We start from the raw sequence: 25,080 nt of genomic DNA, 5'->3' as shown, positions 1-25,080 counted from the left end.
TTATGTGTCTGTTGTTATTTCGTCCCATTCCTCAGCATAATATGTAACCCAGTTTATTGCATAGTGTCTTTCCATTACAATACTTGGATTAAAATCCACGGATTTTTCGTTATTCAATTCAGAATTTCGAGTTGCCCAATGTATTCGATAAGTCAAGTCCGAAAAGTCCAGAATCTCCGATGTGGTTCTATTTATTGCATTATTTGTGAAGTCCATTGGGTCCGACATGAACTCGGGAAGTCTAGAAACTATATCCATAATCTGCACTTCTTCGAGTGGAAGTTTAATCTTATCCACTTTGTTTATTACCCAAAGTAAGACCCAAATTGCTTCTGACCGCCAAGAGATGTTAATATGTTCTTGCTTAGTCAATTCTTCACTTTCGAAAAGTTTTTTTTCGTCGGGAGAGACTTTGTCCCAAAGTCCACTATCTTTTATAAAGTCAATTACTTCGGTTTTGGATTCGGGTTCCTCTGAAACATAATTCAAATATGTTAATATCAGAATGCGTTCTGCAACTTCATTTGCTTTTCTAATGCGCACTTCATGTTCTTCTTCAATCATGGGAAGATGTTCAATAATGGGAACATTGATTGATTTTAGGAATTTTTCCGTTTCCTTTTTTCTTTTCAGGGCGGTTTTTGGACTCGACTTGTCGGATTTAAATATGTCTAAAATGCCCATTATTCTGTAAATGCTATTTAAATTATTGCCACCGGTCTCGGCTATGAGTAGTTGCGTGGTTTATCACTTAACTTTGCAAGTACACACCAAGTTGGAAATTTCGCAGGAATTTCCAAAGTAGGCGAGAACGAGCAATTACTTATAGCCATTGTTGTGCTTAGTTTTTATTTTCAAAATCGCCATCCTTTTTTAACTGCTCTTTTCTTAAATTTTCTGCGTAGTGAATAAAAGAGCCGTCAAAAAATTGTTTATTCGGACTTTCTAAAAGTGCTCCAAAGCCAGGAGTTAGTACCATTCCATCTACTAATGATTTTCTCGATTCCCAATTTTTTTTACTCAACATTTTGTTTTCGTTCTGCAAAAATAGATTCTCAACGTGCCTTATTTCCGCAGCAAATAAGTGAAAACCATGATTATGTTCTTCTTCGGTTAAGACATCCGGATTCATTCGGAAAGTTGAAACTATTCTTGATGCTTCTTTTGAAGCACCTAAACTTAGAAGTATATGAATATCTAGGGCCGCAATCTCATGGAAAGTTGAGGCTTGTGTTGCTTTTGTATTACTCCTTATTTGTAATCCAACAAAAATCAATGAAATGATAACAGCAAGGGCTGATATGATTTCAGCAATCAAAGCATATTCTTCAAGTATTTCTTTCATAATTATCTTCTCTATTTCTATTATCAAAAGTTCAACTCATTAATTTGCTTGTGGTAATTTTTCCCATTTTCTGAAATTAAGCACAACGGTTCGGCTAAGCGTAGTGCGGAAGTAAGGAAACTATTCGTTTCCGTCTGAGCACGAAGCTAAAGCTTATTGTTTAGTTTTATTTTTTCTTGTCCAAAGCTAAATCCATAAGATTTAGCGACTTAGTAAAAATACATAGACCTTTCGGTTTTGCCCAAAAGTCCGCATTACGTTTAGGTTTTGTTACCCAACGTTTTTTTCGGCCGAGTTAAATTCTCCGAAATATTGCTAAGTCCATCGACACAACCGCATTTGAGTGAATAGTCCATTTATGGGCCGCTTTAAAACATTTTTTTACTCATACATGATTTTTTCCAATTCACTTTTCTGTCCATTGTATATTTCAAAGAAGTCTGTAGGGTTTTTTGCTATTAACCTAACCTCCTCTTCATGGTCGTGGTTTAGGCGATATATCTTTGCTTTGGTGTCCACTGCAATATAGTTTCCGTCCTCCATATTCAAAATCGGATAAAACGGTTTTTCATCAAGCTCCATTTCAAAAGTATGTTCCAATTCCAGAAGTCCAAGTTGTCCCTTAGATAAAGACTTTAGAAGTTTTTCAACTTTTTCTTTATCGGAATTCTTGATTTCTTTTTGCTCCAGTTTGATTTGCCCTTTTTTAAGTTGGCTCAAATCGAATGTTTTATGAAAACGTTCTGGGTTCTGAACTGCAAACCAAGAAATAGTATTGTTTAGGTAGCTTAATGAAATTGCTTCAAAACTTTTTAATTCTTTATTCCAAACGGAAATACCATTTAAAACAAAACTTGACTTACCATTTCGATTGATTTCTGCAAAATCTTTTTCAGAATAACTATGTATAATGGAGATTCCTTTTGGTTTATGCGCAAAATAAATTCCCTCAATTTTTGACATATCTAGTGCCTTTTTCAATTGGGGTAATTCAGACTTTAATAGTTCGGCAATATTATACTCAAACTGTTGAATATGTTTCTGCTTTGTCTTTCTATTAAAAATGTTCATTCAAAATGTTGGGTAACAATACAATAAACACACAAGTGTGTTTATTTCTATTTTACCCGTAATATAACCATAATGTCGTGTTTACCGTAGCTACAAGAAGTTTATCGGTGAATTATTCGGATACTATAGGTTTACAAACGATTCTAGCACTAGCCTCCTTATAAATAAAAAACGGAAATCGAGTAGGTTGACCAAAACGATACCGTAACAGCTTCTTGATGATTGCGGTGTTTTAAAGCGGACCCTTTCGCTATTCGAATTCCCCTAAAAGTCCTTTTTCCCCGCTTTGACAAGTAACCTCCAAATCGGCACAAGCGTCCATAAAACCAACATCAGCATTGATAGCACCAGACCTTGGTTCGTGCCAAAGAACTGCTTAAACACGGCACCTGTATAGCCTAGCAAGGCCGAGATGTCCAATTTCAGGAGAGTCAAGGCGGGTGTTAAGCCTGCACTATCACGCCATAAACTGATATCTTCTACTCGAGGACCGGGAGGGGGTTTTTACCTGACCGAGGAAAACAGAAGAGTGACACTTATTGAAATAATACAGGTAATCGATGGCGACCATCGGTTGAAGTCATGCATCTTAGGCTTGAACTTATGTGATGAAAGTCACCCATGCCCAATGCACCATTTGGTAGGAGAGACAAAGACCAATTTTTTAAAAAATCTGGAAGAAACGACAATTCAAGATCTGGTCAGCAGGGTCAAAGATGGAACGAGTTTTTTGCCGCTATAAGTGATGAAAGTTCAAATAACCCTCCTTAACCGCCATAAATCTCGGTTTCGTAAAACGCGGGAATCGAAAACCAATACCCCATAAAGGAAGATGAAGCTTTCAGTCGACCCGATCCGGAAATAGACTCCCCGAATACATTGTATTCTGTTCCTTGGCTATCTTGAAAAACCGCTTGGGAGTTTTCATCGAACACATAAGTGAACTGTGTTGAGCCCTGATTGCCTTCCAACTCAAAAGATGCTATAAACTGTGCACTACCCACAATCAAATAGGTCTTTCCCTTAAACGAATCAACGATAATATTGGAGGTGTCAAAGTCGGAAAATCGATAGACTTTGGCATCGGTGTCATCGACTATAGCATGTACTCTTTCCTTAAAAGGCAGTCTGGAATCTTTAGGGGTGGGAAATAGGAAGAACGAATCATTGGTTCTATAATCAACATACGGATATACGCCATAAGTTCGTGAAAAGCCCGTATTCAAACTCATTATCTTGGTGTCGGGAAACATTGTTTTCCAGGTTTTCCAGTCGGTTTCTACAAGTGGAATCAGTTCGGCCTTCCTGCCACTTAAACTACCATTGACCGATTCATTCAACAACTGGGACCAGTTACTTTTGGTCGCTCGGTCAAAGGGCACCAAATTCGTCTGATACAGCAGGCCGGAAACCCCAAAGGTCGTTTTCTGTCCGTCCACTACTCTGTTCCATCCGATTCCTGTACCCGTCAGTGGACAATAGGTCACCGCTAAGGAAACGTCGCCGATATCATCATTCACTATTTCATGCCAATCCAATATCGTATGCTGATACGCACGGATATCATTACCGTTTTTGTATCCTAAAACCAATACGTCATCGAGGATGACAACCTCGTCTGCGGTAATCATCACTGGGTTTTCCAAAGCCGGTATCCCATCGCGCCCCGGACCACCATCCAGTACTTCTTCCACAGGAATACTCCACTCCGTAGATGTGTTTTCAACTTCCCCGGAATCAGGGTTCTGAGGTGTCTCTTGTGTACTTGAGGTGCTACAGCTGAACAGTAGTACCGTAAAAGCGATTACATAAAGAATAGTTTTCATAGCGTGTTAGTTTAATATATTCAACTCCTTTTTTTCAATATCAACGAAATTCCCATGGTAAAACGTAAGGTAGGGGTAAGTTGCGTGCCCTCAACATAACTATACACCGGAATCTCGACCTTGGTATTCAGGGCCATATTCGGACTGATTTGAATCCCTAGCTCAGGCCGTGCAAAAACCCATTCTCCACCTGTATTGGGTATTTCAGAGGTATCTATTCGATCGGCAAGTGCCTTTCTATACTTGAAAATCAACCCTGGATTAAAAATGATATTGAAAAGCAAGAATTGATCGGTATAGCCCAAATTCGCCTGTAATACATTGCCAAACTCATAGACCGAACTATTGTTCAAATACGAGTTGTTCGCACCGGTCTCTCGATACGTCACACTGCCGGAAAGTACGGCCGACGGCCTAAAATTCAAACCTTTTGAAACGGCCAACCATCCCAGAACATCCCAGGCACCGCTACCAGGCTGCAAATCAGCAGTGAGTTGAAACCCTTCTGAAGTAGTCAAATCGGACCGGCCCAAGGGGGCTTTGGTACCCACTCCAAAATTCAAGACCGTCTGTGAGCCCAAAACATTGGGAAGGGCATATTTCAGCAGAAAAACGGCATCACCTATTCCGGAGGTCTCCGAAAAACTCTCATTACCGAATTGCGAAATGGTGCGGGTTTGATTGACCCAAGTGAAAAGGGATTCAACAGAGAATCTATCGGTTAGCGCATACCCTACATTGAATAGTAGCGAATTGGTTATTCGCAATCTAGAATCATCATCGAGGACTTCGGTACCCGCATTTAGTGTATTGAGGTTATTATAGTCGTAATTCAGCCCTAAAATCCATGAGTTTTTACCTTCATTGGGCAAGCCCAGATTATTGGACAAGGGTACCCCGCCCGAACAACAGGTTTGCCCATGGACAAGCGGCCCTAAAAAAAAGCCAAGGGAAATCAGAAGAACTACACGCAAATTATTCCATTTTTATGGTAGCTTATATTTAGTACCACAAAAATGGACTTCCTTACAAAATTGGGAATATGGGAGTTCGAGCTTCCAACCTGTCAAATCAAATTGACACTATCAATTAAAAAACGCCTTTGCGAGCAAAGGCGTTTGTAGCATCAATTCTCATGACTCTTCACCACCGCTTCATCGCGGTATTTACAACAGGGCATTACCTTGCCGTAGGCTTCTTCCGTGGCTTTCAGCTCTTTGGTATCATGCCCGGCGGCCACCAGGGCCATTTTAATTTTCATAGGGTCGGTCTTACGCTCATCGAAAATCAATGACAGGTCATGCGAAGGAATATCCCAGAGGGCATATTTCACTCCTTTGACCCCCAAAGCGGCTTTCTCGATGCGCAACTTGCACATTCCGCAAACCCCATCAACTTCCATGGTCATTTTTTTGTTTTTTTCTTGAGCGAAGCTCATCACGGCGAAAAACATCATTACTAGTACTACACTTATTTTTTTCATCTTGAACTACTTCATTTTTTATTTCTCTCTGAGGAGAAACTTGTTAATTAACTTTTACGGTCTCTTTATTCTTGCTTGTCTATATTTTATATCGGAATCCTCCATAGAACATACGGCCCATAATCGGAGCATATATGATACTGGTATCAAAATTTGCGCCAAAGGGATTGTCGGCATCCAATACCGGGTTCATCTGTCGAATATTACTCAAATTCTCGCCCCCCACATACACTTCAAATTGTGTGGAAAACACCTTGGTGACTTGAGCGTTCATTAGACTATACCCCTCGGCAAATTCTCCCAATCGAAATTCGGGAGGATTGACATCGGTATTCGGCAAACGCTGTTTCCCTAACGAATGTAACGTATAATCGAATTTCCACTGCCCCCCCTTTTCCGTGACCCCGGTCTGATAACCCACATTGGCGAAATACCGGTGTTGGGCCAGCAAGGGTTTTTGCAACAATCCGTTTCTATAATCCGTTTTTACATCATAATATTTATAGGCGGCACGCAATTCAAGATTGGGTAACACTTCATGGTTTACCTCAAACTGAAAACTGTTGGCGTTACTTTTTCCATCAAGGTTGTAAAAAGAAATCGCCCTTGGGTTTTCCCAATCAACGACCACCTGGTTTCCGAAATCGGTCCTGTAGAAATCCAAGGTAATATTTCCTGGTCTATTTAAAAAGGTGAACCCTTGCAAAAAGCTTACGCCATAGTTCCAGGCGTCCTCCGGGTCTAGTCCGTACACACTTCCTTCAGAATCAAGAATTTGAATTTGCCGGGCAGATGCGAACAACTGCTGGTTTTCCGCAAAGATATTCGCCGCTCGTCTACCCCTTCCGAAAGAACCCCTGAGACTTGCCTTTTCCCATGGGGTATACCGGATATGAAATCTGGGTGTGACGAAGGTTTCCAAACGGTTGTGCGTATCTACTCGCAGTCCTGCCGTTAGGCTTACCTTCTCCAGATTATCAAAACTGTACTCGAAAAAAGCTCCGGCTGAGGCATCATCCCTGGCGTACGCAGTCGTATTGACAAGCTCTTCATAACCGTCATACGCAAAGGTCACCCCGGTCTTGAATTTGTTTTGGGTATCTCCTAAGATGGAATTAAAAATCAAATTCGAGTAGATACTTTCATGATTGATGTTGTATCGCTTGACGCCGAAATACGATTCTTGGTTATGGTTGCTGTACGATGCCTGAAACCCGAAACTCTGAAAGGGCAACTCGGGAAACACGTAGCCCAGTTTTAAAGAGGAATCGAAACGGCGTGTGTCGATTTCGCTGCCCCATGGTTCGGCTGCGCTCACTGAAGAACTTGTTTGAAACCCCCGTATTGCGTTGGGTGCTTCCGGATCAAAATCGATCTGGCCCACCTGCTTTTCATCGTTCAAAAAACGGATGTTAAAAAAGCTTACCCACCCAGTTTCCGGGTTTTGGAACTGCCATCGGTTCATCACATTGATCTGATTGGCCAGAGGGGCATCTAAAAACCCATCCGCATTCCGGTCTTCTTTTTGGGTTCTGGCGTTGCCATGAATGTAAATCCCTGTACTCCATTTATCGTTCAGTTTGTGATTGACATGGGTATTCAGTTCCATACGTCCATTGCGATTAAAATATCCGTTGAAAAACAATGGCTTGTCTGTCAGCGGTTTGACCAGCTCGGCATTTATTTGCCCCGAAATGCTCTCGTACCCGTTCACCACACTTCCCGCTCCCTTGGTAATCTGTATACTTTCGACCCAAGTTCCTGGAGTATACGTCAATCCGAAAGCTTGCGACGCACCTCTTACCATGGGAATGTTCTCTTGGGTAATCAGCAAATACGGACTCGTCAGGCCCAACATCTGAATCTGCTTGGTACCGGTCAAGGCATCCGAAAAATTGACATCGATCGCCGGATTCGTTTCAAAACTTTCCGACAGATTACAACAAGCGGCCTTTAACAATTCGGCACTATTCACGGTCACAATGTTCTGTGAACTGAAGTAGGCTTTTTGAACGGCGTCCCGTTCTTTTTCGACTACCACCTCGTCCAAAGCATTCGAAGCCCGAAGGGCATGATGTATCATTTTGGGCTCGGTAATCTTCAAGGTATCGGATTCAAATCCGACATAACTAATAATCAACTTATCGTACTCCGCTGAATAGGGAATACTGAACAATCCCTCCTCATTGGTAATCGTACCAATCTGAGAGTTCATCCAATACACATTGGCCCCGGAAAGGCCGATATGCTTGCTTTCCGAATTGGCCTCCATCACCATACCTTCTACCCTATCTTGGGCCAAGGAAATCAAAGGCAAGAGGCAAATTACTAAATAACTATATCGTTTCATTTGTATTTTTATTTGACAACCTCACAGGTCTACAACCTCGTGAATAGCATGGAACACGCCATGACCAACATGATCGCATTTTCGATAAACGTCGCCTCTGTCATCGGCAGTTTTAGGGCAGTGCCCAGGCATGCACAACGAATACGCTTCTTATCCCATAACGTCTGGCTTACTCCTATCGTCGTTACTCCAAGAATCACTACCGTTGCAATCAACGCGACGGTGACTTGAAATCGCATGAGAAGCATTAATCCCAAGGCCACCTCAATAAAGGGATAGACCCACCCATAAACTAGAAGTCTCTTGGCTAAAGGATCGTACATGCGAAAACTCTCAGGGAACCCCTTTAAATCGAGCAGCTTAAAAAAGCTAAAAACGATATAAAAAAGCCCCATAAAATCAAGCATGGCCTCCATGGTGTTCCAGTCTTTGTAATTAAGGAGAAAAGCTGCTGTGAATAGATAGGCGAAAATCAGAAGAAGCGGTTTGAGCTGTTGCAACTTTGAACGTTCTACGCTATTTGAAGACACGACTCCCTGATCGTACTTCCCTTTTTCGGAAAGCACGTATTTATCCGACAACTGGTTGTTTAGGGTCTCTATTGAAATGGGCGAAATCGTTGAAATTTTGACTTCCGCCTTTTCCAAATCGACATTCACTTGCCTAATGGCATCGATCTTCGACAACGCGCTTGTAACCGTGGCTACACAATTAGTGCAGGTCATCCCTGTGATGTTGTATGTATATTTCATTACGAATTGATTTATTGTAGTCCCCAAAAAGGGAAACATGTTCACGAATTCATGCGTGAATTTGGTCCTATTACGACCTGAGTACGCAAAAGGAACCTTTTTCCGTCGAGACGGAAGGGAACATAAATCAAATTAGAAATACCTGATCGAGCAGTTGAATGTCTTTGATCAGTTGGGGTGGGGGATATTGTTCGTGCGGATAAAAACGTAACGTCTCAGCTTCAATTATCGCTTTGTACGCATTGGCAAAAATTACGAGGAAAAATTGTTGCTCCGCTTCAAGGTCGTTGACCGAAGCTTTTAAGTCGTGTTGACCTTCGATGAAAATAACTTCATCATTACAGCAAGAATTCTCACTTTCCGTTAGATTTTCATCCTCTTCAAGCCCGGTCATGTTCATGCCGCAGTTATCGACATCCGAAAATAGGGCTATATCCATCAAACGGCCCATACAATAATGCTTTTCGACTTTCCACGAAATCGTAGAGAGCATAAGCAACAATGCCATCGCCAATGATACCGTTTTATGAATTACCTTTTTCACCATACAAAAATACAAAATAACGGATTCAAATTAGTCCGTTTATCCCTTCTTTAACGAAAGTTTAGCCCACATCGTATGACCTTCCAGCCCCTTTATCCGCCCCTTTTTCAAGGCAACGAATACGCTTGTTCAAAAAAAACAGTGCTTTCACATACTTTATTTCAGGTTTACTAGTTAAGGTTTTGAACTAATCATTAAATGCAGTTCATCGACATTTTCAAACAATTTATCTATGAAACTCAAAAAATCAATCATGAAAAAAAATTTAAAATCAAGTCTGAAATACGGATTTCTCGTATTTGCTATGGCCCTATTCGTAACCAGCTGTAGTTCAGATGATGGCTCCATTTTCGATACGCCGTTACCCGATGATCAAACCGGGGGCGATGACGATGACAATGACAATGAACCTGAAGTAGCCACCATCGTGTTCAATGAGGCCGATCCGTCAATGAACGTGACCTCAGCCAGTGCCAGTGGACAAGTAGGGACTACCGTAGCAGGTAGAATCATCTTCACTTCAGATGCCACCACACAAAGACGCATGTACATCACCCAAAATGTTTCAGGTCAAGGCGATATGCCCTTCAACAACTTTGCTTTGAACAGTGATGATTTGGACAAAGCGCTTAAGGCCGATGGATCTATCGATTTAGATGGTGCGACCAAGAAGGAAATCGATTTCACCTTCGAGTTACCTGTGCCGGATATTGACAATGGACAAATTGTCTACACTTTTTGGACGACAAAAGGAAAAGGGGATTTTAGGGATATTACAAAAAGGCTGGCGCTAGGCGCTGGAACGATTACCGTAACCGTAGGTTCGGGCACCAACCCGGCAGCAGCTGTTCGTACATTTAGCGACATTAAACTATTTGCACCAGCCGCGGACGGAACCACCGAGTCTTTCTTTTCATTGTTGAACGAAGAAGTATACCGCATCAACGAGGGACCTGAATTCAGGGCGTTCTGGGATTTCGGCTACTACTTTGGTGCTTCGGGAGTCTCTGATGGGGAAGATGCTTCGTTTGCTTCAACCGCCACCTTTGATGAGTCGTTCGGTTTTCCTGTAGAGGGATTAAAGCCGGGTATGGACGAGGAAGATATGGAGAACGAAACCTTGAATGAGGCTTTCTTCGCCTTGTCAAGTCTTGACGCTGCCAGTTTTGACGGTGTGGCCTTATCAGGTGACTTAGACAGCATCTCAACATCAAGCAGCCAAAAAATCACCAATTTAGCTGTAGGGGATGTTATCGAATTTGTCGATAACTACGGTAAAAAAGGATTGATTAAAATCACAGAAATCGAAGCCGGGTTCAACAACAATGACTTCATTCAATTTGACGTAAAAATACAGCCATAAGGCTTTATCATAAGAATCGATTATCAAAGGGGTGTCTTTAATGCACCCCTTTCTTTTTGGTCTCTAAATAGTTTATTTTTACAGCAAAAAAAGAACGTATGTTTGATAAATTGCGTGATCAAGTCGCTTCCATTTTAGCTACCGAAGAGGGTGCTGTCGAAGAAAAGCTGCATGAGGTCTGTGCGCTCTTGAAAGATTCCGTAGCCCATTATGACTGGGTCGGTTTCTACTTTAAGAATGGTGACAAAGACGAATTGAAGTTAGGGCCCTATGTCGGTGAACCTACCGATCATACGATTATTCCCTTCGGAAAAGGCATTTGTGGTCAAGTGGCCGTTTCGAACCAAAATTTTGTGGTGCCAGACGTGCAAGCTCAAGACAACTACATCGCCTGTAGCATTACGGTCAAGTCCGAAATCGTGATTCCATTATTCGTCAATGGTGAAAATATCGGACAGATCGATATCGATTCGAATACCCCAGATCCATTTTCAGAGGCGGACGAACGATTTTTAGAGTTTGTGAACGAAAAGGTAGCGGCTATTTTAGAATAGCCTATGCGCGTACCACATCATCAACAATTCGTCTCGCATATGAACATTATACATCCTGTCAGCGATTTCTCCCTCTTCCTGAAAACCGTTCAAAACTTTCGGTGTTTTGTTGATAACCTGACCGATTTCTTCCCTCCAAAAAAAGTAATTTTACCTGCTTATTAACACAACCTCTAGCACGTAAAACATGAGCACCAAAAAAGCGACTTCAGCCCTGATTTCAGTATTCCACAAAGACGGTTTGGAACCCATAGTCCGCAAATTCGACGAATTGGGAATTACCATTTATTCTACCGGGGGAACCGAAAAATTCATTAAAGATCTAGGCATCGAGGTGGTACCTGTTGAAGAAGTAACCAGCTATCCCTCCATTCTAGGGGGGCGCGTCAAAACCTTGCATCCCAAAGTCTTCGGAGGCATTTTGAATCGGCAGGATCATGACGGCGATATCGCCCAGTTGGAAGAATTCGAAATTCCTCAGTTAGACATTGTGATCGTTGATCTGTATCCGTTTGAAAAGACGGTAGCAAGCGGTGCTTCGGAACAGGATATTATCGAAAAGATAGATATTGGGGGCATTTCGCTCATTCGGGCCGCTGCAAAAAATTACAAGGATGTACTTTGTGTTTCCTCTATGGAGGATTATGGAGAGGTATTGAAAATGATTTCCGAAGGGGATGGTGCTACCACCTTGGAAGACCGAAGACGTTTCGCTGCAAAATCATTCAACATATCATCACATTACGATACGGCAATTTTCAACTACTTCAACCAGAACCATGATTTAGCGGCCTTGAAGATCAGCGAGACCAATGGAAAAGTGTTACGCTATGGGGAGAATCCACATCAGAAAGGGTTTTTCTTTGGTGATTTCGATGCCATGTTTTCCAAACTTCACGGAAAAGAACTGTCGTACAACAATCTTTTAGACGTAGACGCCGCGGTTAATCTAATGCTTGAATTCAAAGGTGAACAACCGACCTTCGCCATTCTCAAACACAACAATGCCTGTGGCTTGGCCCAACGTGATAGCCTGGCACAGGCTTATAGCGACGCTCTTGCCGGCGATCCGGTTTCCGCCTTCGGGGGTGTTCTGATCAGCAACATGGAAATTGACAGGGAAACCGCAGCGGAAATACACAAACTTTTCTGCGAGGTGGTGATAGCACCGAGCTATGCGACGGAAGCTTTGGAACTATTGAAGGGCAAGAAAAATCGTATTATCCTGACTCAAAACGAAGTGGAAATGCCAAAGACTTTGGCCCGCACTTGCCTGAACGGGGTTTTGGTTCAAGAAAAAGACCACAAGACGGATACCCCGGCCGATTTGACCAAAGTAACCTCAAAAGAACCTACGGAAAGAGAGATAGAAGATCTCATATTCGCCTCTAAACTCTGTAAGCACACCAAATCAAACACTATTGTTTTAGCGAAGAACAAGCAATTGTGCGCGAGTGGAACAGGCCAAACATCCCGCGTAGATGCCCTAAACCAGGCAATTCACAAAGCCAAGTCCTTCAATTTCGATCTTACCGGAGCAGTGATGGCAAGTGATGCTTTTTTTCCTTTTCCAGATTGTGTGGAAATTGCGCATAAAAACGGTATTTCATGCGTTATACAACCGGGCGGATCGATAAAAGACCAATTAAGTATTGATTATTGCAATGCAAATGAAGTTGCCATGGTTATGACAGGCACACGTCATTTCAAGCATTAATTTTACTACTTTTGTCGATGAAATGCACCCCACGCATACATGTAACATAACCAAACAAAGCAGAAATGGGATTTTTTGATTTCTTGACCGAGGAAATCGCTATCGACTTAGGTACCGCGAACACACTCATCATTCATATGGACAAGGTCGTTGTTGACAGTCCGTCCATTGTAGCCAGAGACCGAATTTCGGGTAAAATCATCGCTGTTGGCAAAGAAGCCAATATGATGCAAGGCAAGACCCACGAAAACATAAAGACGATCAGACCCTTAAAAGATGGGGTAATAGCGGATTTCGACGCCTCGGAAAAGATGATCAATATGTTCATCAAGAATATTCCTGCGCTCAAAAAGAAATGGTTTCCCCCCGCACTGCGCATGGTCATTTGTATTCCTTCAGGTATTACCGAAGTGGAAATGCGTGCCGTAAAAGAATCGGCAGAGCGTGTCAATGGCAAAGAAGTCTATTTGATTCATGAGCCGATGGCAGCGGCCATTGGTATTGGCTTGGATATCATGCAGCCGAAAGGCAATATGATCGTCGATATTGGAGGAGGTACTACTGAAATCGCGGTTATCGCCTTAGGCGGGATCGTTTGTGATAAATCGGTAAAAATTGCCGGGGATGTATTCACGAACGATATTATCTATTACATGCGTACCCAGCACAACCTTTATGTAGGGGAAAGCACTGCTGAAAATATTAAAATAGAGATCGGATCCGCTACGGAAGACCTTCAGACACCCCCGGACGAAAAATCGGTTCAAGGTAGAGATTTGTTGACGGGTAAGCCCAAGCAGGTGCAGATATCTTATCGTGAGATTGCCAAAGCATTGGACAAATCGATTCTTCGCGTTGAAGATGCCGTTATGGAAACATTATCGCAAACTCCCCCTGAATTGGCAGCCGATATTTATAATACGGGGATCTATTTGGCTGGTGGTGGTTCGATGCTACGGGGCTTGGACAGAAGGCTTTCGCAAAAAACCGATTTGCCGGTTTACATTGCCGAAGACCCTCTTAGAGCAGTAGTTAGAGGTACGGGCATCGCGTTGAAAAATTTAGAACGATACAAGAGCATCTTGATCAAGTAACAGACTGCAATTGTAAAAATTCATTCTTCTTTTTATAGCCTCAAACCAGTTTGGGCTATATAAAATTTAAAGTGCATGCAGCAAATCATCAACTTTATCATCAGATATAAGAACTTCCTTCTATATCTCTTTTTGTTGATGGTTGCCCTTGGTTTTACCATTCAATCCCATTCCTATCATCAATCGAGCTTTTTTAACTCCTCTAGCTGGATTTCAGGTGGCATCTACGAGACCTCTTACAGTATCTCCTCTTATTTTGACCTCGATGAGGAAAACCGAAAACTAGTGGAAGAGAACAGAAGACTGCGAAACCTATTATTCAATAACGAAAGGCCGGTGGACTCTATTCTGCTCGATTCGGCACAGGCTTCCTATACCATTGCCTCTGGGCAAGCGATCAAAAACAGTTATGCGGGTCGTAGAAACTACATCACCATTAACAAGGGGGAACGTGATAGTGTCAAACTCGACATGGGAGTGATTACCCCAAAAGGTATTTTGGGCATCGTTCAAAATACCTCGAACCGATTCGCTACGGTACAGAGTATTCTAAATGTGAATTCAAATATCAACGCGAAATTGAAAAACACCAATCATTTTGGGTCGCTGGTGTGGGACGAAAAAGAATATAATGTCGTGCAACTGATCGATATTCCAAGGCTGGTACAACTGAATGTCGGCGATACAATCGTTACGGGAGGTATGAGTAGTATCTTTCCGGAAAACATTCCGATAGGCACCATTAAAAAATTCGATTTGGATAGGGCACAAAGTTTCTGGAGTGTTGATGTCGATCTCTTTAACGATATGACCAACATCAATACCGTCTATATCCTAAAAAATGTCAATAGAGCCGAAATACTGGAATTAGAGGAAGAAACACGTTCAAATGATTAGCAATTATTACTTTATCAATGTCATTCGCTTCACTCTACTCGTTTTAGTGCAAGTGTTGGTATTCAATCAATTGAATTTTTTTGGGTATATCAACCCTATGGTATATATCTTGTTTCTCTATTGGTATCCGATAAAGGAAAATAGGGCCGTTTTTATCGGACTGAGTTTTTTATTGGGTTTATCTATTGATTTCTTTTCGGATTCTATGGCCATACATGCTGCCTCAACCGTAACAATAGCCTATTTAAGACCTGCGATTATGCGTTTTGTTTTTGGTGTCAACTATGAGTTTCAAAGTTTTAAGTTAGGTAATGCAACTGCGGTACAACAATTTGCGTTTTTAGCGTTATTAATAGTAGTACACCATCTGGTATTCTTTACTGTGGAAATTTTCAGTTTTGCGAACTTGCTGCTAATTTTGAAAAAGGTTTTTTCCATTGGACTCGCCACCTTGGTGCTCTGCTTACTATTCAGCTCACTTTTTAGTGTTTCAAAAGAATGAAGAAGTTTCTACTTTCGTCGATTATCATTATCATCGGTATCACATTTATCGGTAGACTCTCCTATCTTCAGATTTTCAGTTTTTCACCCGACCAAGTACTTGAGGATCCAGCAATAAAAGCCATATACGACTATCCAGAGCGAGGTTATATTTATGACCGTAATGGCAAGCTTTTAGTAGGAAATGACCCTGCCTATGATGTGATGGTCATTCCCAGAGAGGTCAAATCCCTAGATACTTTAGAGTTCTGCTCGTTATTGGATATCGACATCGAACGATTCAGAAAACGACTTCGAAGAGCACGGGTATACTCCCCAAGACTTCCTTCAGTATTGGTACACCAGCTATCAAAACAAGATTATGCCCGTCTTCAGGAAAAGATGCGTAGGTACCCTGGCTTTTATATTCAAAAAAGGTCTTTACGCTATTATGATACCAACGCCTCAGCCAACGTCTTAGGATACATTAGTGAAGTGAATGAACGTGACTTACGTAAAAACCCTTATTATGTACAGGGAGAATTAACCGGGCGTACGGGTGTCGAAAAGGTATATGAAGACACCTTAAGAGGTCGAAAAGGTATCCAATACATTCAGAAAGATCGTTTCAATCGGGACATCGGCCGGTACAAAGATGGCGTACTGGATGTAGAACCAGAACAAGGCAAGGAAATCCACATTACCATTGATAAGGAACTTCAAGAGTACGGTGAGCGCTTAATGCATGGTAAGTGGGGCGGCATCGTAGCCATCGAGCCCTCATCGGGTGAGATTCTCACCATGATTTCGGGCCCTACCTATAAACCTTCGCTTTTGGTAGGACGAAAACGTTCGGCCAATTACAGCAAATTACACTACGATTCCATATCCAAACCTACCTTTGATCGATCCATATCCTTTGAAAAGAGTCCGGGATCCCCTTTTAAGGCCATCAATGCACTGATAGCCTTGCAAGAAGGAGCCATTACCCCATCTACCTCTTTTACTTGTTACCACGGTTTCTATATCGGCAGAAATAAAAAAGGCTGTCATTGTGGTGGAGGCACAAGACGATTGAATGACGGTATTCACGAATCTTGTAATGCCTATTTTGTTGGTGTTTACAAAAAATTGTTCGAGCAATTCGAGTCGAATGCGAGGGCCATGGATGTCTGGGAACAACATGTAAGAAGTTTTGGTCTGGGATCTTATTTGGGGTCCGATCTTCATACCGGAAGACCGGGCAGCGTGCCAAGCACTCAACTGTACGACAAATGGTACGGTAAAGGAGACGCGCGATGGTCTGCCGTGACCACATATTCCAATGCTATTGGCCAGGGGGAGGTCAATGTTACCCCCATTCAATTGGCGAACATGACCGCGGCTATTGCCAATAGAGGCTTCTACTACACACCACATATCTTGAAAAAGGTAGAGGGCAAAGACATTAGCGATCCCAACTTCACTAAACCCAAGTACACCACTATCGACAAAAGGCACTTCGAGCCCGTTGTTCAAGGAATGGCGGATGTCTATCGCAAAGGAACAGCAAAGTATATTCAAATACCTGATATCGAAATCGCTGGCAAGACGGGTACCGTAGAGAATTTCACGGTCATTGATAGCGTACGCACACAGCTTACCGATAACTCGGTGTTCGTGGCTTTCGCTCCTGTAGACAATCCGAAAATTGCAATTGCGGTATACATACAGAATGGGTACTATGGCGCTCGGTATGCCGGTCATATTGCCTCCCTATTGATCGAAAAATACCTGAAGGGCGAGATTACCCGAAAAGACCTTGAAAAGACTATGCTCTCAACAACCTTAGAATCTGAATATGCAAAGCCCTATAGTGGTAAACCTTTCAAGATTAATGAGTATAATTGGAGGAGTAATCATGCGATAAAACCCAAAAAGGATACCATTCCTTCAAGATAGATCCGTATGTCTGGAAAAAGTCTTCTGAAGCGACTTGATTGGTTAACTGTATTCATTTACTTGGCCTTAGTAAGTATTGGCTGGGTTAATATCTACTCCAGCACCTTTACCAGTGAAGATGTATCGTTGTTTGACTTTGGCACCCTTTATGGAAAACAGCTCTTTTTTATTGGAACAAGTGTAGTTGGCATCGTTGTATTACTGGCACTGGATGCTAGTTTTTATGAACGTTTTTCAAGTTTACTCTATATCGTTTCCTTGGTGTTATTACTAGGACTCTTTCCATTTGGCAAAACCATTGCCGGAGCTACTTCGTGGTATGATTTGGGTTTTTTTAATTTCCAACCTTCCGAATTGGCCAAGGTAGGCGCAGCATTAGGTCTAGCCAAATACCTTAGCGACATTCAAACGGACATCAAACGCCGGAAAGATCAACTCTATGCATTCTTGGTATTGTTTATTCCGGCAGTATTAATCATTCCACAACCTGATCCCGGGAGTGCTTTGGTATTTTTTGCCATGGTTTTTGTTATTTTTAGAGAGGGATTACCGCTCTACTATCTCGGATTTGCCGTACTCGCCGGTTTGGTATTTATCGCCACTCTAAAGTTTGGCACGATATGGGTGACCATATTTCTCGCACTCGCCATTATTCTTTTCTTTTTATTGAAACGAAAAAGCTTTAGACTTCCCGTATTACCCGTAGTAACAATTACCGTAATTGCCATTCTCTTTTCACTATCGGTAAATTTCGTTTTCAAAAATGTCTTTGAACAACGCCACCGTGATCGTTTTAGCTTATGGCTACGGCTTGAAAAAGATCCCGAGAAATTAGAAAGTATTAGAAAATCGATTGGCTACAATACGTATCAATCCGAAAAGGCAATTGAATCCGGCGGCCTATTTGGAAAAGGCTTCTTAGAAGGCACTCGTACCAAGGGAGATTTCGTTCCGGAGCAAGAAACAGATTATATTTTTAGTACTATAGGTGAGGAATGGGGCTTTGTGGGCACTTCTACAGTAGTACTGCTGTTCACCATTCTATTACTGCGTCTGGTTTACCTCGCCGAGAGGCAAAAAAACCCCTTTAGCCGTATGTACGGCTACGGTGTCATTTCCATACTCTTCGTACATTATTTTATCAATATAGGAATGGTCATCGGTATACTGCCCACCATTGGTATTCCTTTACCTTTCTTTAGTTATGGCGGGTCTGGACTACTGTTTTTCACCATACTACTTTTCATCATGTTGCGTTTGGATTCCAATCGCCTGAAAGAAGGATACTAATCGGCACTTGCAGAATTGACAACTTAAAAGTCCCATGCCGAAGTACTCACCTTGGCTTCAATCGAATTCTCTAAAGCATCAGGAAGTCCTTGAAAGAAATCCAATCCGGTCAATTCTTCGATTTTATCTACTGGCACCAAAAAAGTCTTTAGCGGTTTTGCACTTTCCTTTCCTTCCATCAAAAAACCCACGACCTGTAAATTCGCTTTAGAACCTTTTGCCACAATTTTGTAGAAATGTCTTGGCACGGCGACATCCTCCTCTCCTATCTCTTCCAATCCTTGTTCGAGCACCCCGCCGGTCACCACGAATACTTCATTGTATCGCTTGGCCCATCGTCGTACCTGCATTTCGAGGCGATTCCATAGCCCTGCATTGAAATCACGATCTTGAGGACTAATATTGCTGGTATAGAAGGTTTCGTTGTAGGCATATTCAGAGAATCTTCGGTCCCCTGCCGGGCAAAGGTGTCCACGGTCGTAGCCCGAACCCCTATAGTTCCTCCAGTCCGCAGACTTGGTTTTCACTTTAGGGTCTTCGATAAAATAGGGTCGTTTTCGGTCATCGTAGGTCATGTGCTCTTTTTTTAGCGAATACCCTACCCATTCCGCTTGTTCATAACTCTCATTGTAAGACAGCATAAAATGTTCATGAACGACAAGTTGTCCTGAGGTCGACCCTGGCAGCAAATAATCAGCAACCGTGGAACCATTGTTGCTCTGAGGGTCTGAATAGCTATCCGGCGTATAGAAGTTTTCGAACAGCCAAAAACCGACAATACATATGATGAGCAATACGGTATAAAGTGTCTTGTTCCTATTGCTTCCTTTTCGATACACCATCTTTCAAATGTAAAACAAATTCCTCCTGAATTTCAATGATTTTCAGATGAGACCGCATCATCACTGCATAAAAAACCCTGCTCAAAGAGCAGGGTTCATCATTCCATTCGGTATACTGTCGGTCTTACCCTTTAACGCTGGCCAGTTTTCCGTTTTTGATATTGTTTATTTTGAGATCCCGAAGCACATTGATAGCTTCTTCTACATATACATCTCTAGCCAAATCTTTATGCCAACGATCCCTTTTTTCTCGTAATACGGAGTCTTGAGTGAATAATTCCTGTTCGTATTTCAACGATTCGAAGGATAGTTTTGAATCATATTCCTTCATCTTTTTAAAATAATCGGATTTCTTTTTGTCTCGCTCCTTTTCCGCTTTGTACCTTTCGTAATTAAGGGAAATCACATCTTCTTCCTGCTGCTCTTTAATCCACTTTGCATTTTCCTCGATCAGCTTGATCTGGGGGTTCATGGCCATTCTTGCCGAGCTATTCGCGATAGTTTGCTCATAATCGATATAGCCATCCCATGGTTCGTAATCGGCTGGGGATATTTTATCCCATTTCAAGGGGTTCGACTGATCGCGCTCCCCTATATCAATGTAGCTATACTTGTCCGGTACCACGACATCACTTTTAACACCTTCTAACTGTGTAGACCCGCCATTGATGCGGTAAAATTTTTGCGTTGTCAACTTAATGGCACCTAGGTCGCCGTGCTCATTGCTTCGAACGATATTGCCCAAATCAATAACATTTTGCACCGTTCCTTTTCCGAAAGTCTGTTTGCTTCCTATCACAACCGCTCTCTTGTAATCTTGCATTGCCGCTGCCAAAATCTCGGAAGCCGAAGCAGAGAGTTCGTTGACCAAAATAACGAGTGGCCCATCCCATTGTACCCTTTCATCTTTATCGTCATAGACTTCTTTGCCTTTACCCGATGAACGCACTTGAACAATTGGCCCATCTTTAATGAAGAGTCCGGCCATCTCAACCACTGTTTTCAATGATCCACCGCCATTATCCCGAAGATCTAGAATAAGGCCTTCAGCGCCTTCTTGTTTCAGTCGTTCAATTTCCTTCGCCACATCCGTAGCACAATTTCGTTCGGTATAATCATTGAAATCAACATAGAATTTAGGTAAATTGATTAATCCGAAGTTTACATTATCTTTTGAAATCTTAGCCGATTTTGCAAAGGACTCCTCTAATTCCACGATATCACGTGTTAAGGAGACCACGTCTGTCGATCCATCGATTTTTCGTACGGTAAGTTCTACTATGGTGCTCTCAGGGCCTTTGATCATCTTGATCGCATCATCCAAGCGCATGCCCACAATATCTACAGGAGCTTCTCCTTCCTGTGCCACTTTTAAAATAATGTCACCCACCTCTAAGCTTGCATCGCGCCAAACCGGCCCGCCTGAAATAATGTCGACTATCTTAGCTCCTTCGGGCTTTTTTTGTAAACGTGCACCGATACCCTCAAACTTTCCTGACATACTGGTATCGAACTTCTCTTTGTCCTCAGGAGCAAAATAAAAGGTATGTGGATCGAACTCGTCTACAATGGTATTCAAGTATTGTACGAACCAATCTTTTCTTTGAAGGTCGCTAACAAAGTCGAAAAACTCATCCAGCGTTTTTTTGGTGGAAGTCCGAGCAGAAACCTCAGCTTCTACTGAATCCATAGGCTTAGCATCGTTTTGCGTATCATTCCCTTCGAAATCAGGGTCCTCATCAGCCGCAGTCAACTGTCCGTTCGAAACCTTGGAATCGTAGGTGTTCAAGGTAGCATACTTCAATTGTTGCCTCCATCGTTCCTTTAAATCTTTTCTTGATGACGCGAAGGCCATTTCATCATATTCAATGTTGATGCTCTCGTCCTTACCGTAATCAAATGGCTCTTCCAATACCTCTTGATAGATTGATTTGGCATCTTCCATTCGTTTCATCAAACGATCGTAAACCATGTTGAAGAAGGTGATATCCGTATTCTTTATTTGGTCATCGATTTGGAACTTTTGCTGTTCAAACTCCTTGATATCCGAGTCTAAAAAGTATCTTTTGGTAGGATCGATAACATCGATAAAATCTTCGAACACGTTTACCGAAAAGTCATCATTAATATCTTTTGGTTCATAGTGGCCCTTATTCAGCACGTAGGTGATAAGGTCCAATAGAAGCTTATCCTTATCATCATTTTCAAAGGTCTTATTGGTAAAACTACATGAGGCTGCCGCTACTAAGACCACAAATAGGCCAATGGCTAAATTCTTCTTCATAAAATACATTTTTGTTGTCCTGAAACGTGTTAAAAATTTGGGTTAGGCCGTCACATCAAAAATCAGGTTTTAATCGATTCTCTAAGATACTGAAAAAACCATGCCACTCTAAGGCCTGGCGGGAATTTTTTCAATAATTGGGATGAGCCATAGTATCTTTGTTTAAAAACGTATTTTTGCCCCATAAATTATACCCAATGCCAAAACCTTTGATTCTGGTGACCAATGACGATGGAATTACCGCTCCAGGACTTCGCGCTTTAGTTCGTTTTATGAAAGATTTAGGCGATGTGGTGGTCGTGGCTCCTGACAGCCCACAATCGGGTATGGGTCATGCCATTACCCTAGATAGCACGCTCTACTCTAAAAAGATGACCATTGATGAAGAAAACGGGGCCCAAGAAGAGTACAGCTGTAGTGGTACGCCAGCGGATTGTGTAAAATTGGCCCTTCAAGAGTTGCTATCTCGAAAGCCTGATATCTGTATCAGTGGCATCAATCACGGTTCGAATTCATCGATAAACGTCATCTATTCCGGCACGATGAGCGCGGCCATAGAAGCTGGAATCGAAGGGGTGCCCGCCATAGGGTTTTCGTTATGCGATTATAGCTGGAATGCGGATTTCGAGTCTGCCGAGAAACATATAAAAAAGATTGTCAAGGAAGCCATTACCCATCAAATGCCACAAGGGGTCGTACTCAATGTGAATATTCCCAAACTGAAACAATCAGAAATAAAAGGCATAAAAATAGCGCGACAGGCACGTGCCAATTGGAAAGAGAAATTCGATAAAAGAAAAAATCCCATGGGAAAGGATTATTACTGGTTGACCGGGGAATTCGAGCTACTCGATAAGGGCGAAGACACCGATGAATGGGCGTTGGCCAACGGTTATATTTCCGTAGTCCCTACCCAATTCGACCTCACCGCGCACCATGCCATACAACACATCAACAATTGGAACCTGCATGGTTGAAAATTCCAAAAACAATATACTCGATTGCTAACCGTACCAAACCATCATTATGTTGCCGACAAGAAAGAACGTTAAAAAAGAAATCATCATTGGGTTTCTCGTGGGAATCATCGCCAATGCTATCGGAACGCTCACTTACATTTTATTGTTCTCAGAATTGGGAATAAAAGAGACTTTCCAAGCAGCAATGCAACAAGGTCATGTAGGGAGTCTTTTGGCACTTGGGGCACTTTTGAATCTCATCGCCTTTTTTCTTTTTCTACGGATAAAAAGAGACAATAGGGCCAAGGGGGTACTAATCGCCACTATACTGACCGCGTTGGTCATACTCTATCACAAAGTTTTTTAAATATAAATAGTAGCCTGACCCAAGAACTTCAAATGAAATACTACATCATAGCTGGGGAAGCATCGGGGGACCTTCATGGGTCAAACCTGATCAAGGCGCTAAAAGCCAAGGATAAAGACGCCAATATTCGTTGTTGGGGTGGTGATTTAATGAGACAAGCCGGAGGCACCCTAGTAAAACATTACAAAGAAATGGCCTTCATGGGTTTTCTTGAGGTGCTTTTGAACATAGGTGCCATTTTCAAGAACATGAAATTCTGTAGGCACGACATTGCCGAATTTCAGCCCGATGTGATCATCTTCATCGATTACTCAGGTTTCAATCTTCGTATTGCCAAGTGGGCAAGAACTCGAGGTTTTCGGACCAACTACTACATCTCACCCCAAATTTGGGCATCAAGGGAAGGTCGGATCGCCAAAATCAAGCGAGACATTGACGCTATGTATGTCATTCTGCCCTTTGAAAAGGAGTTCTATGAAAAAAAACACGGTTACCCCGTGCATTTTGTCGGTCACCCATTAATCGATGCGATTCAGAATACACCGACGCCGAACGAAAAACAGTTTCGAAAGACAAATGGAATCGACCCGGAAAAACCGATTATAGCACTCTTACCGGGAAGCAGGAAACAAGAAGTACAAAAAATGCTGACCACCATGCTTTCGGTCATTTCCGATTTTTCGGCCTATGAATTCGTTATAGCGGGCGCTCCCAGTCTGGACAAGGAGTTTTACGCACCCTTTTTACAAAATCCGAATGTCGGTTTTGTAGCGAACAAGACCTATGAGTTGCTGCGTATGTCACATGCTGCCTTGGTGACCAGCGGTACGGCGACTTTAGAAACGGCACTTTTCAAAGTACCCCAAGTGGTTTGTTACAAAGCCAATTGGCTCTCGTACCAGATTGCAAAGCGCATTATAACCCTTGAATATATTTCTTTGGTCAATTTGATCATGAAAACCGAAGTGGTGAAAGAACTGATCCAGCAGCAACTGACCACTGAAAATCTGACCAAAGAATTGCGTCAGATTCTCGACGGTCCAAAACGAAATGTACAACTTGGGGCCTATGATGAATTAGAAAAAAAATTAGGGGGAAGTGGCGCAAGCGAAACCGCCGCAACCCTGATTGTTCAGAACCTGAAAAATACGTGATAACCAATCTACAAGTATTGAAACTTCCCACGGTAGGCATACCAATTTCAGTAGTTGCATTGCACTTCTTTTTAATTCCTATATCTAAATCGCTTGTCGGACTGGTCAGAATCAAGTCGTACTTATAATAATTTCATTAATTTTGAGTTTCAAGAGCTAGAGACACTTCTTGAAAATGCAAAAATTCCTGTACGTATTCCTTGGTATTTTGTTGGTGAACTGTGGTGCGGTCAAAAAAAAGACCACTTATAGTAAAAACAAAAATTACAATAAGACCCGGAAGGTGACAGTTGAAGCGACCCCCTCCGAAGAGCGTAAATCACCGCGAAAAACTATAAAAACCAATCCTCGAACAAAAAATTCCGTTGCCGATAATATCATCAATACAGCGCTTACCTTTTCCGGAACACGATACAAATATGGAGGTACCACCAAAAAAGGCATGGACTGTTCAGGATTGCTTTACGTCTCTTTTGCAGAACATGATGTACGTTTACCAAGGGTCTCGTACCATATGGCCGATGAGGGAAAGAAGGTAAAGATCAGGAATGTTGTAAAAGGGGATCTCCTGTTCTTTAAAACCCGAAAACGGGCACGTCGAATCAATCACGTGGGTATGGTAGTGGCCGTGGAAGGGGATGACATCAAATTCATACATGCCTCTACTTCGAGAGGCGTGATCGTTTCTTCTTTGCGCGAGGGCTACTGGAACCACGCTTTCGTAAAGGCCACGAGGGTACTCTAACAAATTATATTATTTACTACAT

At 42.2% G+C, this 25,080-nt stretch carries 24 protein-coding genes; 13 read left to right on the top strand and 11 right to left on the bottom strand.

Annotated features, from left to right (window positions below):
* The 3 genes from ACKWCA_RS08830 to ACKWCA_RS08820 all read right to left on the bottom strand — a co-directional run bounded on the left by ACKWCA_RS08830 (position 1) and on the right by ACKWCA_RS08820 (position 2,416).
* Complete coding sequence (locus ACKWCA_RS08830) at positions 1-684, bottom strand: DUF4272 domain-containing protein (protein WP_413977814.1); 684 nt, start codon at positions 682-684, stop codon at positions 1-3.
* Positions 685-841: 157 nt separating this feature from the next.
* A complete protein-coding gene (locus tag ACKWCA_RS08825) occupies positions 842-1,345 on the bottom strand; it encodes a hypothetical protein (RefSeq protein ID WP_413977813.1) in 504 nt (167 codons plus the stop codon).
* 381 nt (positions 1,346-1,726) lie between these two features.
* A complete protein-coding gene (locus tag ACKWCA_RS08820) occupies positions 1,727-2,416 on the bottom strand; it encodes a hypothetical protein (protein WP_413977812.1) in 690 nt (229 codons plus the stop codon).
* A gap of 412 nt (positions 2,417-2,828) precedes the next feature.
* On the opposite strand from ACKWCA_RS08820, the gene ACKWCA_RS08815 reads away from it, so the two are divergent.
* Complete coding sequence (locus ACKWCA_RS08815; protein WP_413977811.1) at positions 2,829-3,158, top strand: RrF2 family transcriptional regulator; 330 nt, start codon at positions 2,829-2,831, stop codon at positions 3,156-3,158.
* Between the two features lie 25 nt (positions 3,159-3,183).
* Here the strand turns inward: ACKWCA_RS08815 and ACKWCA_RS08810 are convergent, their stop codons facing one another.
* From ACKWCA_RS08810 to ACKWCA_RS08785, 6 genes are all read right to left on the bottom strand, one after another.
* Positions 3,184-4,242, bottom strand: coding sequence for a DUF3179 domain-containing protein (locus ACKWCA_RS08810; RefSeq protein ID WP_413977810.1), 1,059 nt, complete (start codon positions 4,240-4,242; stop codon positions 3,184-3,186).
* Positions 4,243-4,262: 20 nt separating this feature from the next.
* On the bottom strand, positions 4,263-5,216 hold the full coding sequence (locus ACKWCA_RS08805) for a hypothetical protein (RefSeq protein WP_413977809.1): 954 nt from the start codon (positions 5,214-5,216) through the stop codon (positions 4,263-4,265).
* Between the two features lie 152 nt (positions 5,217-5,368).
* Complete coding sequence (locus ACKWCA_RS08800) at positions 5,369-5,725, bottom strand: heavy-metal-associated domain-containing protein (RefSeq protein ID WP_413977808.1); 357 nt, start codon at positions 5,723-5,725, stop codon at positions 5,369-5,371.
* 79 nt (positions 5,726-5,804) lie between these two features.
* Positions 5,805-8,075 carry a TonB-dependent receptor gene (locus ACKWCA_RS08795; protein WP_413977807.1) on the bottom strand — a complete coding sequence of 757 codons (2,271 nt, stop codon included), beginning with the start codon at positions 8,073-8,075 and terminating at the stop codon, positions 5,805-5,807.
* Positions 8,076-8,104: 29 nt separating this feature from the next.
* Positions 8,105-8,827 (bottom strand): heavy-metal-associated domain-containing protein, encoded by a 723-nt coding sequence (locus tag ACKWCA_RS08790; RefSeq protein ID WP_413977806.1) that lies wholly within the window; start codon positions 8,825-8,827, stop codon positions 8,105-8,107.
* A gap of 127 nt (positions 8,828-8,954) precedes the next feature.
* Positions 8,955-9,374, bottom strand: a complete 420-nt coding sequence (locus tag ACKWCA_RS08785; protein WP_413977805.1) for an HYC_CC_PP family protein — start codon at positions 9,372-9,374, stop codon at positions 8,955-8,957.
* 250 nt (positions 9,375-9,624) lie between these two features.
* On the opposite strand from ACKWCA_RS08785, the gene ACKWCA_RS08780 reads away from it, so the two are divergent.
* The 8 genes from ACKWCA_RS08780 to rodA all read left to right on the top strand — a co-directional run bounded on the left by ACKWCA_RS08780 (position 9,625) and on the right by rodA (position 18,707).
* Positions 9,625-10,734, top strand: coding sequence for a hypothetical protein (locus ACKWCA_RS08780; protein WP_413977804.1), 1,110 nt, complete (start codon positions 9,625-9,627; stop codon positions 10,732-10,734).
* A gap of 98 nt (positions 10,735-10,832) precedes the next feature.
* Positions 10,833-11,288 carry a GAF domain-containing protein gene (locus ACKWCA_RS08775; RefSeq protein WP_413977803.1) on the top strand — a complete coding sequence of 152 codons (456 nt, stop codon included), beginning with the start codon at positions 10,833-10,835 and terminating at the stop codon, positions 11,286-11,288.
* 187 nt (positions 11,289-11,475) lie between these two features.
* Positions 11,476-13,005 carry a bifunctional phosphoribosylaminoimidazolecarboxamide formyltransferase/IMP cyclohydrolase gene (gene purH, locus ACKWCA_RS08770; RefSeq protein WP_413977802.1) on the top strand — a complete coding sequence of 510 codons (1,530 nt, stop codon included), beginning with the start codon at positions 11,476-11,478 and terminating at the stop codon, positions 13,003-13,005.
* A gap of 65 nt (positions 13,006-13,070) precedes the next feature.
* Positions 13,071-14,099 carry a rod shape-determining protein gene (locus ACKWCA_RS08765; RefSeq protein ID WP_138657482.1) on the top strand — a complete coding sequence of 343 codons (1,029 nt, stop codon included), beginning with the start codon at positions 13,071-13,073 and terminating at the stop codon, positions 14,097-14,099.
* Between the two features lie 75 nt (positions 14,100-14,174).
* Positions 14,175-14,996: a rod shape-determining protein MreC gene (mreC, locus tag ACKWCA_RS08760; protein ID WP_413977801.1), complete on the top strand. Its 822-nt coding sequence runs from the start codon at positions 14,175-14,177 to the stop codon at positions 14,994-14,996.
* Positions 14,989-15,498, top strand: coding sequence for a rod shape-determining protein MreD (locus ACKWCA_RS08755; RefSeq protein WP_413977800.1), 510 nt, complete (start codon positions 14,989-14,991; stop codon positions 15,496-15,498). The genes mreC and ACKWCA_RS08755 overlap by 8 nt, the downstream gene beginning before the upstream one ends.
* On the top strand, positions 15,495-17,417 hold the full coding sequence (locus tag ACKWCA_RS08750; protein ID WP_413977799.1) for a peptidoglycan D,D-transpeptidase FtsI family protein: 1,923 nt from the start codon (positions 15,495-15,497) through the stop codon (positions 17,415-17,417). Before ACKWCA_RS08755 ends, ACKWCA_RS08750 begins: the two co-directional genes overlap by 4 nt.
* Before the next feature lie 6 nt (positions 17,418-17,423).
* Entirely contained in the window at positions 17,424-18,707 is a 1,284-nt protein-coding gene (gene rodA / locus ACKWCA_RS08745; RefSeq protein WP_413977798.1) for a rod shape-determining protein RodA, read from the top strand.
* A gap of 23 nt (positions 18,708-18,730) precedes the next feature.
* Here rodA and ACKWCA_RS08740 read toward each other — a convergent pair whose 3' ends face one another.
* Together ACKWCA_RS08740 and ACKWCA_RS08735 are read right to left on the bottom strand one after the other, a co-directional pair.
* Positions 18,731-19,549, bottom strand: a complete 819-nt coding sequence (locus ACKWCA_RS08740) for a DNA/RNA non-specific endonuclease (RefSeq protein WP_413977797.1) — start codon at positions 19,547-19,549, stop codon at positions 18,731-18,733.
* Between the two features lie 124 nt (positions 19,550-19,673).
* Entirely contained in the window at positions 19,674-21,833 is a 2,160-nt protein-coding gene (locus ACKWCA_RS08735) for a carboxy terminal-processing peptidase (RefSeq protein ID WP_413977796.1), read from the bottom strand.
* Between the two features lie 197 nt (positions 21,834-22,030).
* On the opposite strand from ACKWCA_RS08735, the gene surE reads away from it, so the two are divergent.
* The 4 genes from surE (at position 22,031) to ACKWCA_RS08715 (ending at position 25,058) form a co-directional block, all read left to right on the top strand.
* Positions 22,031-22,810 (top strand): 5'/3'-nucleotidase SurE, encoded by a 780-nt coding sequence (gene surE, locus ACKWCA_RS08730; protein WP_413977795.1) that lies wholly within the window; start codon positions 22,031-22,033, stop codon positions 22,808-22,810.
* Between the two features lie 49 nt (positions 22,811-22,859).
* A complete protein-coding gene (locus tag ACKWCA_RS08725; RefSeq protein ID WP_413977794.1) occupies positions 22,860-23,159 on the top strand; it encodes a hypothetical protein in 300 nt (99 codons plus the stop codon).
* A gap of 32 nt (positions 23,160-23,191) precedes the next feature.
* A complete protein-coding gene (lpxB, locus tag ACKWCA_RS08720; protein WP_413977793.1) occupies positions 23,192-24,313 on the top strand; it encodes a lipid-A-disaccharide synthase in 1,122 nt (373 codons plus the stop codon).
* Positions 24,314-24,488: 175 nt separating this feature from the next.
* The gene (locus ACKWCA_RS08715; protein WP_413977792.1) at positions 24,489-25,058 is read left to right on the top strand and encodes a C40 family peptidase; all 570 of its coding nucleotides are present in this window, start codon (positions 24,489-24,491) and stop codon (positions 25,056-25,058) included.
* Positions 25,059-25,080 lie beyond the last annotated feature (22 nt).

The organism is Maribacter corallii, from assembly GCF_047345415.1.
Taxonomy (GTDB): domain Bacteria; phylum Bacteroidota; class Bacteroidia; order Flavobacteriales; family Flavobacteriaceae; genus Maribacter_C.
The sequence above is the reverse complement of the archived record's forward strand: the minus strand, read 5'-3'. Positions and strand labels throughout refer to the sequence as shown.

Coding starts and splice junctions, on each gene's coding strand:
- ACKWCA_RS08830 (WP_413977814.1), bottom strand. CDS start 684: ATGGGCATTTTAGACATATTTAAATCCGACAAGTCGAGTCCAAAAACC.
- ACKWCA_RS08825 (WP_413977813.1), bottom strand. CDS start 1,345: ATGAAAGAAATACTTGAAGAATATGCTTTGATTGCTGAAATCATATCA.
- ACKWCA_RS08820 (WP_413977812.1), bottom strand. CDS start 2,416: ATGAACATTTTTAATAGAAAGACAAAGCAGAAACATATTCAACAGTTT.
- ACKWCA_RS08815 (WP_413977811.1), top strand. CDS start 2,829: ATGTCCAATTTCAGGAGAGTCAAGGCGGGTGTTAAGCCTGCACTATCA.
- ACKWCA_RS08810 (WP_413977810.1), bottom strand. CDS start 4,242: ATGAAAACTATTCTTTATGTAATCGCTTTTACGGTACTACTGTTCAGC.
- ACKWCA_RS08800 (WP_413977808.1), bottom strand. CDS start 5,725: ATGAAAAAAATAAGTGTAGTACTAGTAATGATGTTTTTCGCCGTGATG.
- ACKWCA_RS08795 (WP_413977807.1), bottom strand. CDS start 8,075: ATGAAACGATATAGTTATTTAGTAATTTGCCTCTTGCCTTTGATTTCC.
- ACKWCA_RS08790 (WP_413977806.1), bottom strand. CDS start 8,827: ATGAAATATACATACAACATCACAGGGATGACCTGCACTAATTGTGTA.
- ACKWCA_RS08785 (WP_413977805.1), bottom strand. CDS start 9,374: ATGGTGAAAAAGGTAATTCATAAAACGGTATCATTGGCGATGGCATTG.
- ACKWCA_RS08780 (WP_413977804.1), top strand. CDS start 9,625: ATGAAAAAAAATTTAAAATCAAGTCTGAAATACGGATTTCTCGTATTT.
- ACKWCA_RS08775 (WP_413977803.1), top strand. CDS start 10,833: ATGTTTGATAAATTGCGTGATCAAGTCGCTTCCATTTTAGCTACCGAA.
- purH (WP_413977802.1), top strand. CDS start 11,476: ATGAGCACCAAAAAAGCGACTTCAGCCCTGATTTCAGTATTCCACAAA.
- ACKWCA_RS08765 (WP_138657482.1), top strand. CDS start 13,071: ATGGGATTTTTTGATTTCTTGACCGAGGAAATCGCTATCGACTTAGGT.
- mreC (WP_413977801.1), top strand. CDS start 14,175: ATGCAGCAAATCATCAACTTTATCATCAGATATAAGAACTTCCTTCTA.
- ACKWCA_RS08755 (WP_413977800.1), top strand. CDS start 14,989: ATGATTAGCAATTATTACTTTATCAATGTCATTCGCTTCACTCTACTC.
- ACKWCA_RS08750 (WP_413977799.1), top strand. CDS start 15,495: ATGAAGAAGTTTCTACTTTCGTCGATTATCATTATCATCGGTATCACA.
- rodA (WP_413977798.1), top strand. CDS start 17,424: ATGTCTGGAAAAAGTCTTCTGAAGCGACTTGATTGGTTAACTGTATTC.
- ACKWCA_RS08740 (WP_413977797.1), bottom strand. CDS start 19,549: ATGGTGTATCGAAAAGGAAGCAATAGGAACAAGACACTTTATACCGTA.
- ACKWCA_RS08735 (WP_413977796.1), bottom strand. CDS start 21,833: ATGAAGAAGAATTTAGCCATTGGCCTATTTGTGGTCTTAGTAGCGGCA.
- surE (WP_413977795.1), top strand. CDS start 22,031: ATGCCAAAACCTTTGATTCTGGTGACCAATGACGATGGAATTACCGCT.
- ACKWCA_RS08725 (WP_413977794.1), top strand. CDS start 22,860: ATGTTGCCGACAAGAAAGAACGTTAAAAAAGAAATCATCATTGGGTTT.
- lpxB (WP_413977793.1), top strand. CDS start 23,192: ATGAAATACTACATCATAGCTGGGGAAGCATCGGGGGACCTTCATGGG.
- ACKWCA_RS08715 (WP_413977792.1), top strand. CDS start 24,489: ATGCAAAAATTCCTGTACGTATTCCTTGGTATTTTGTTGGTGAACTGT.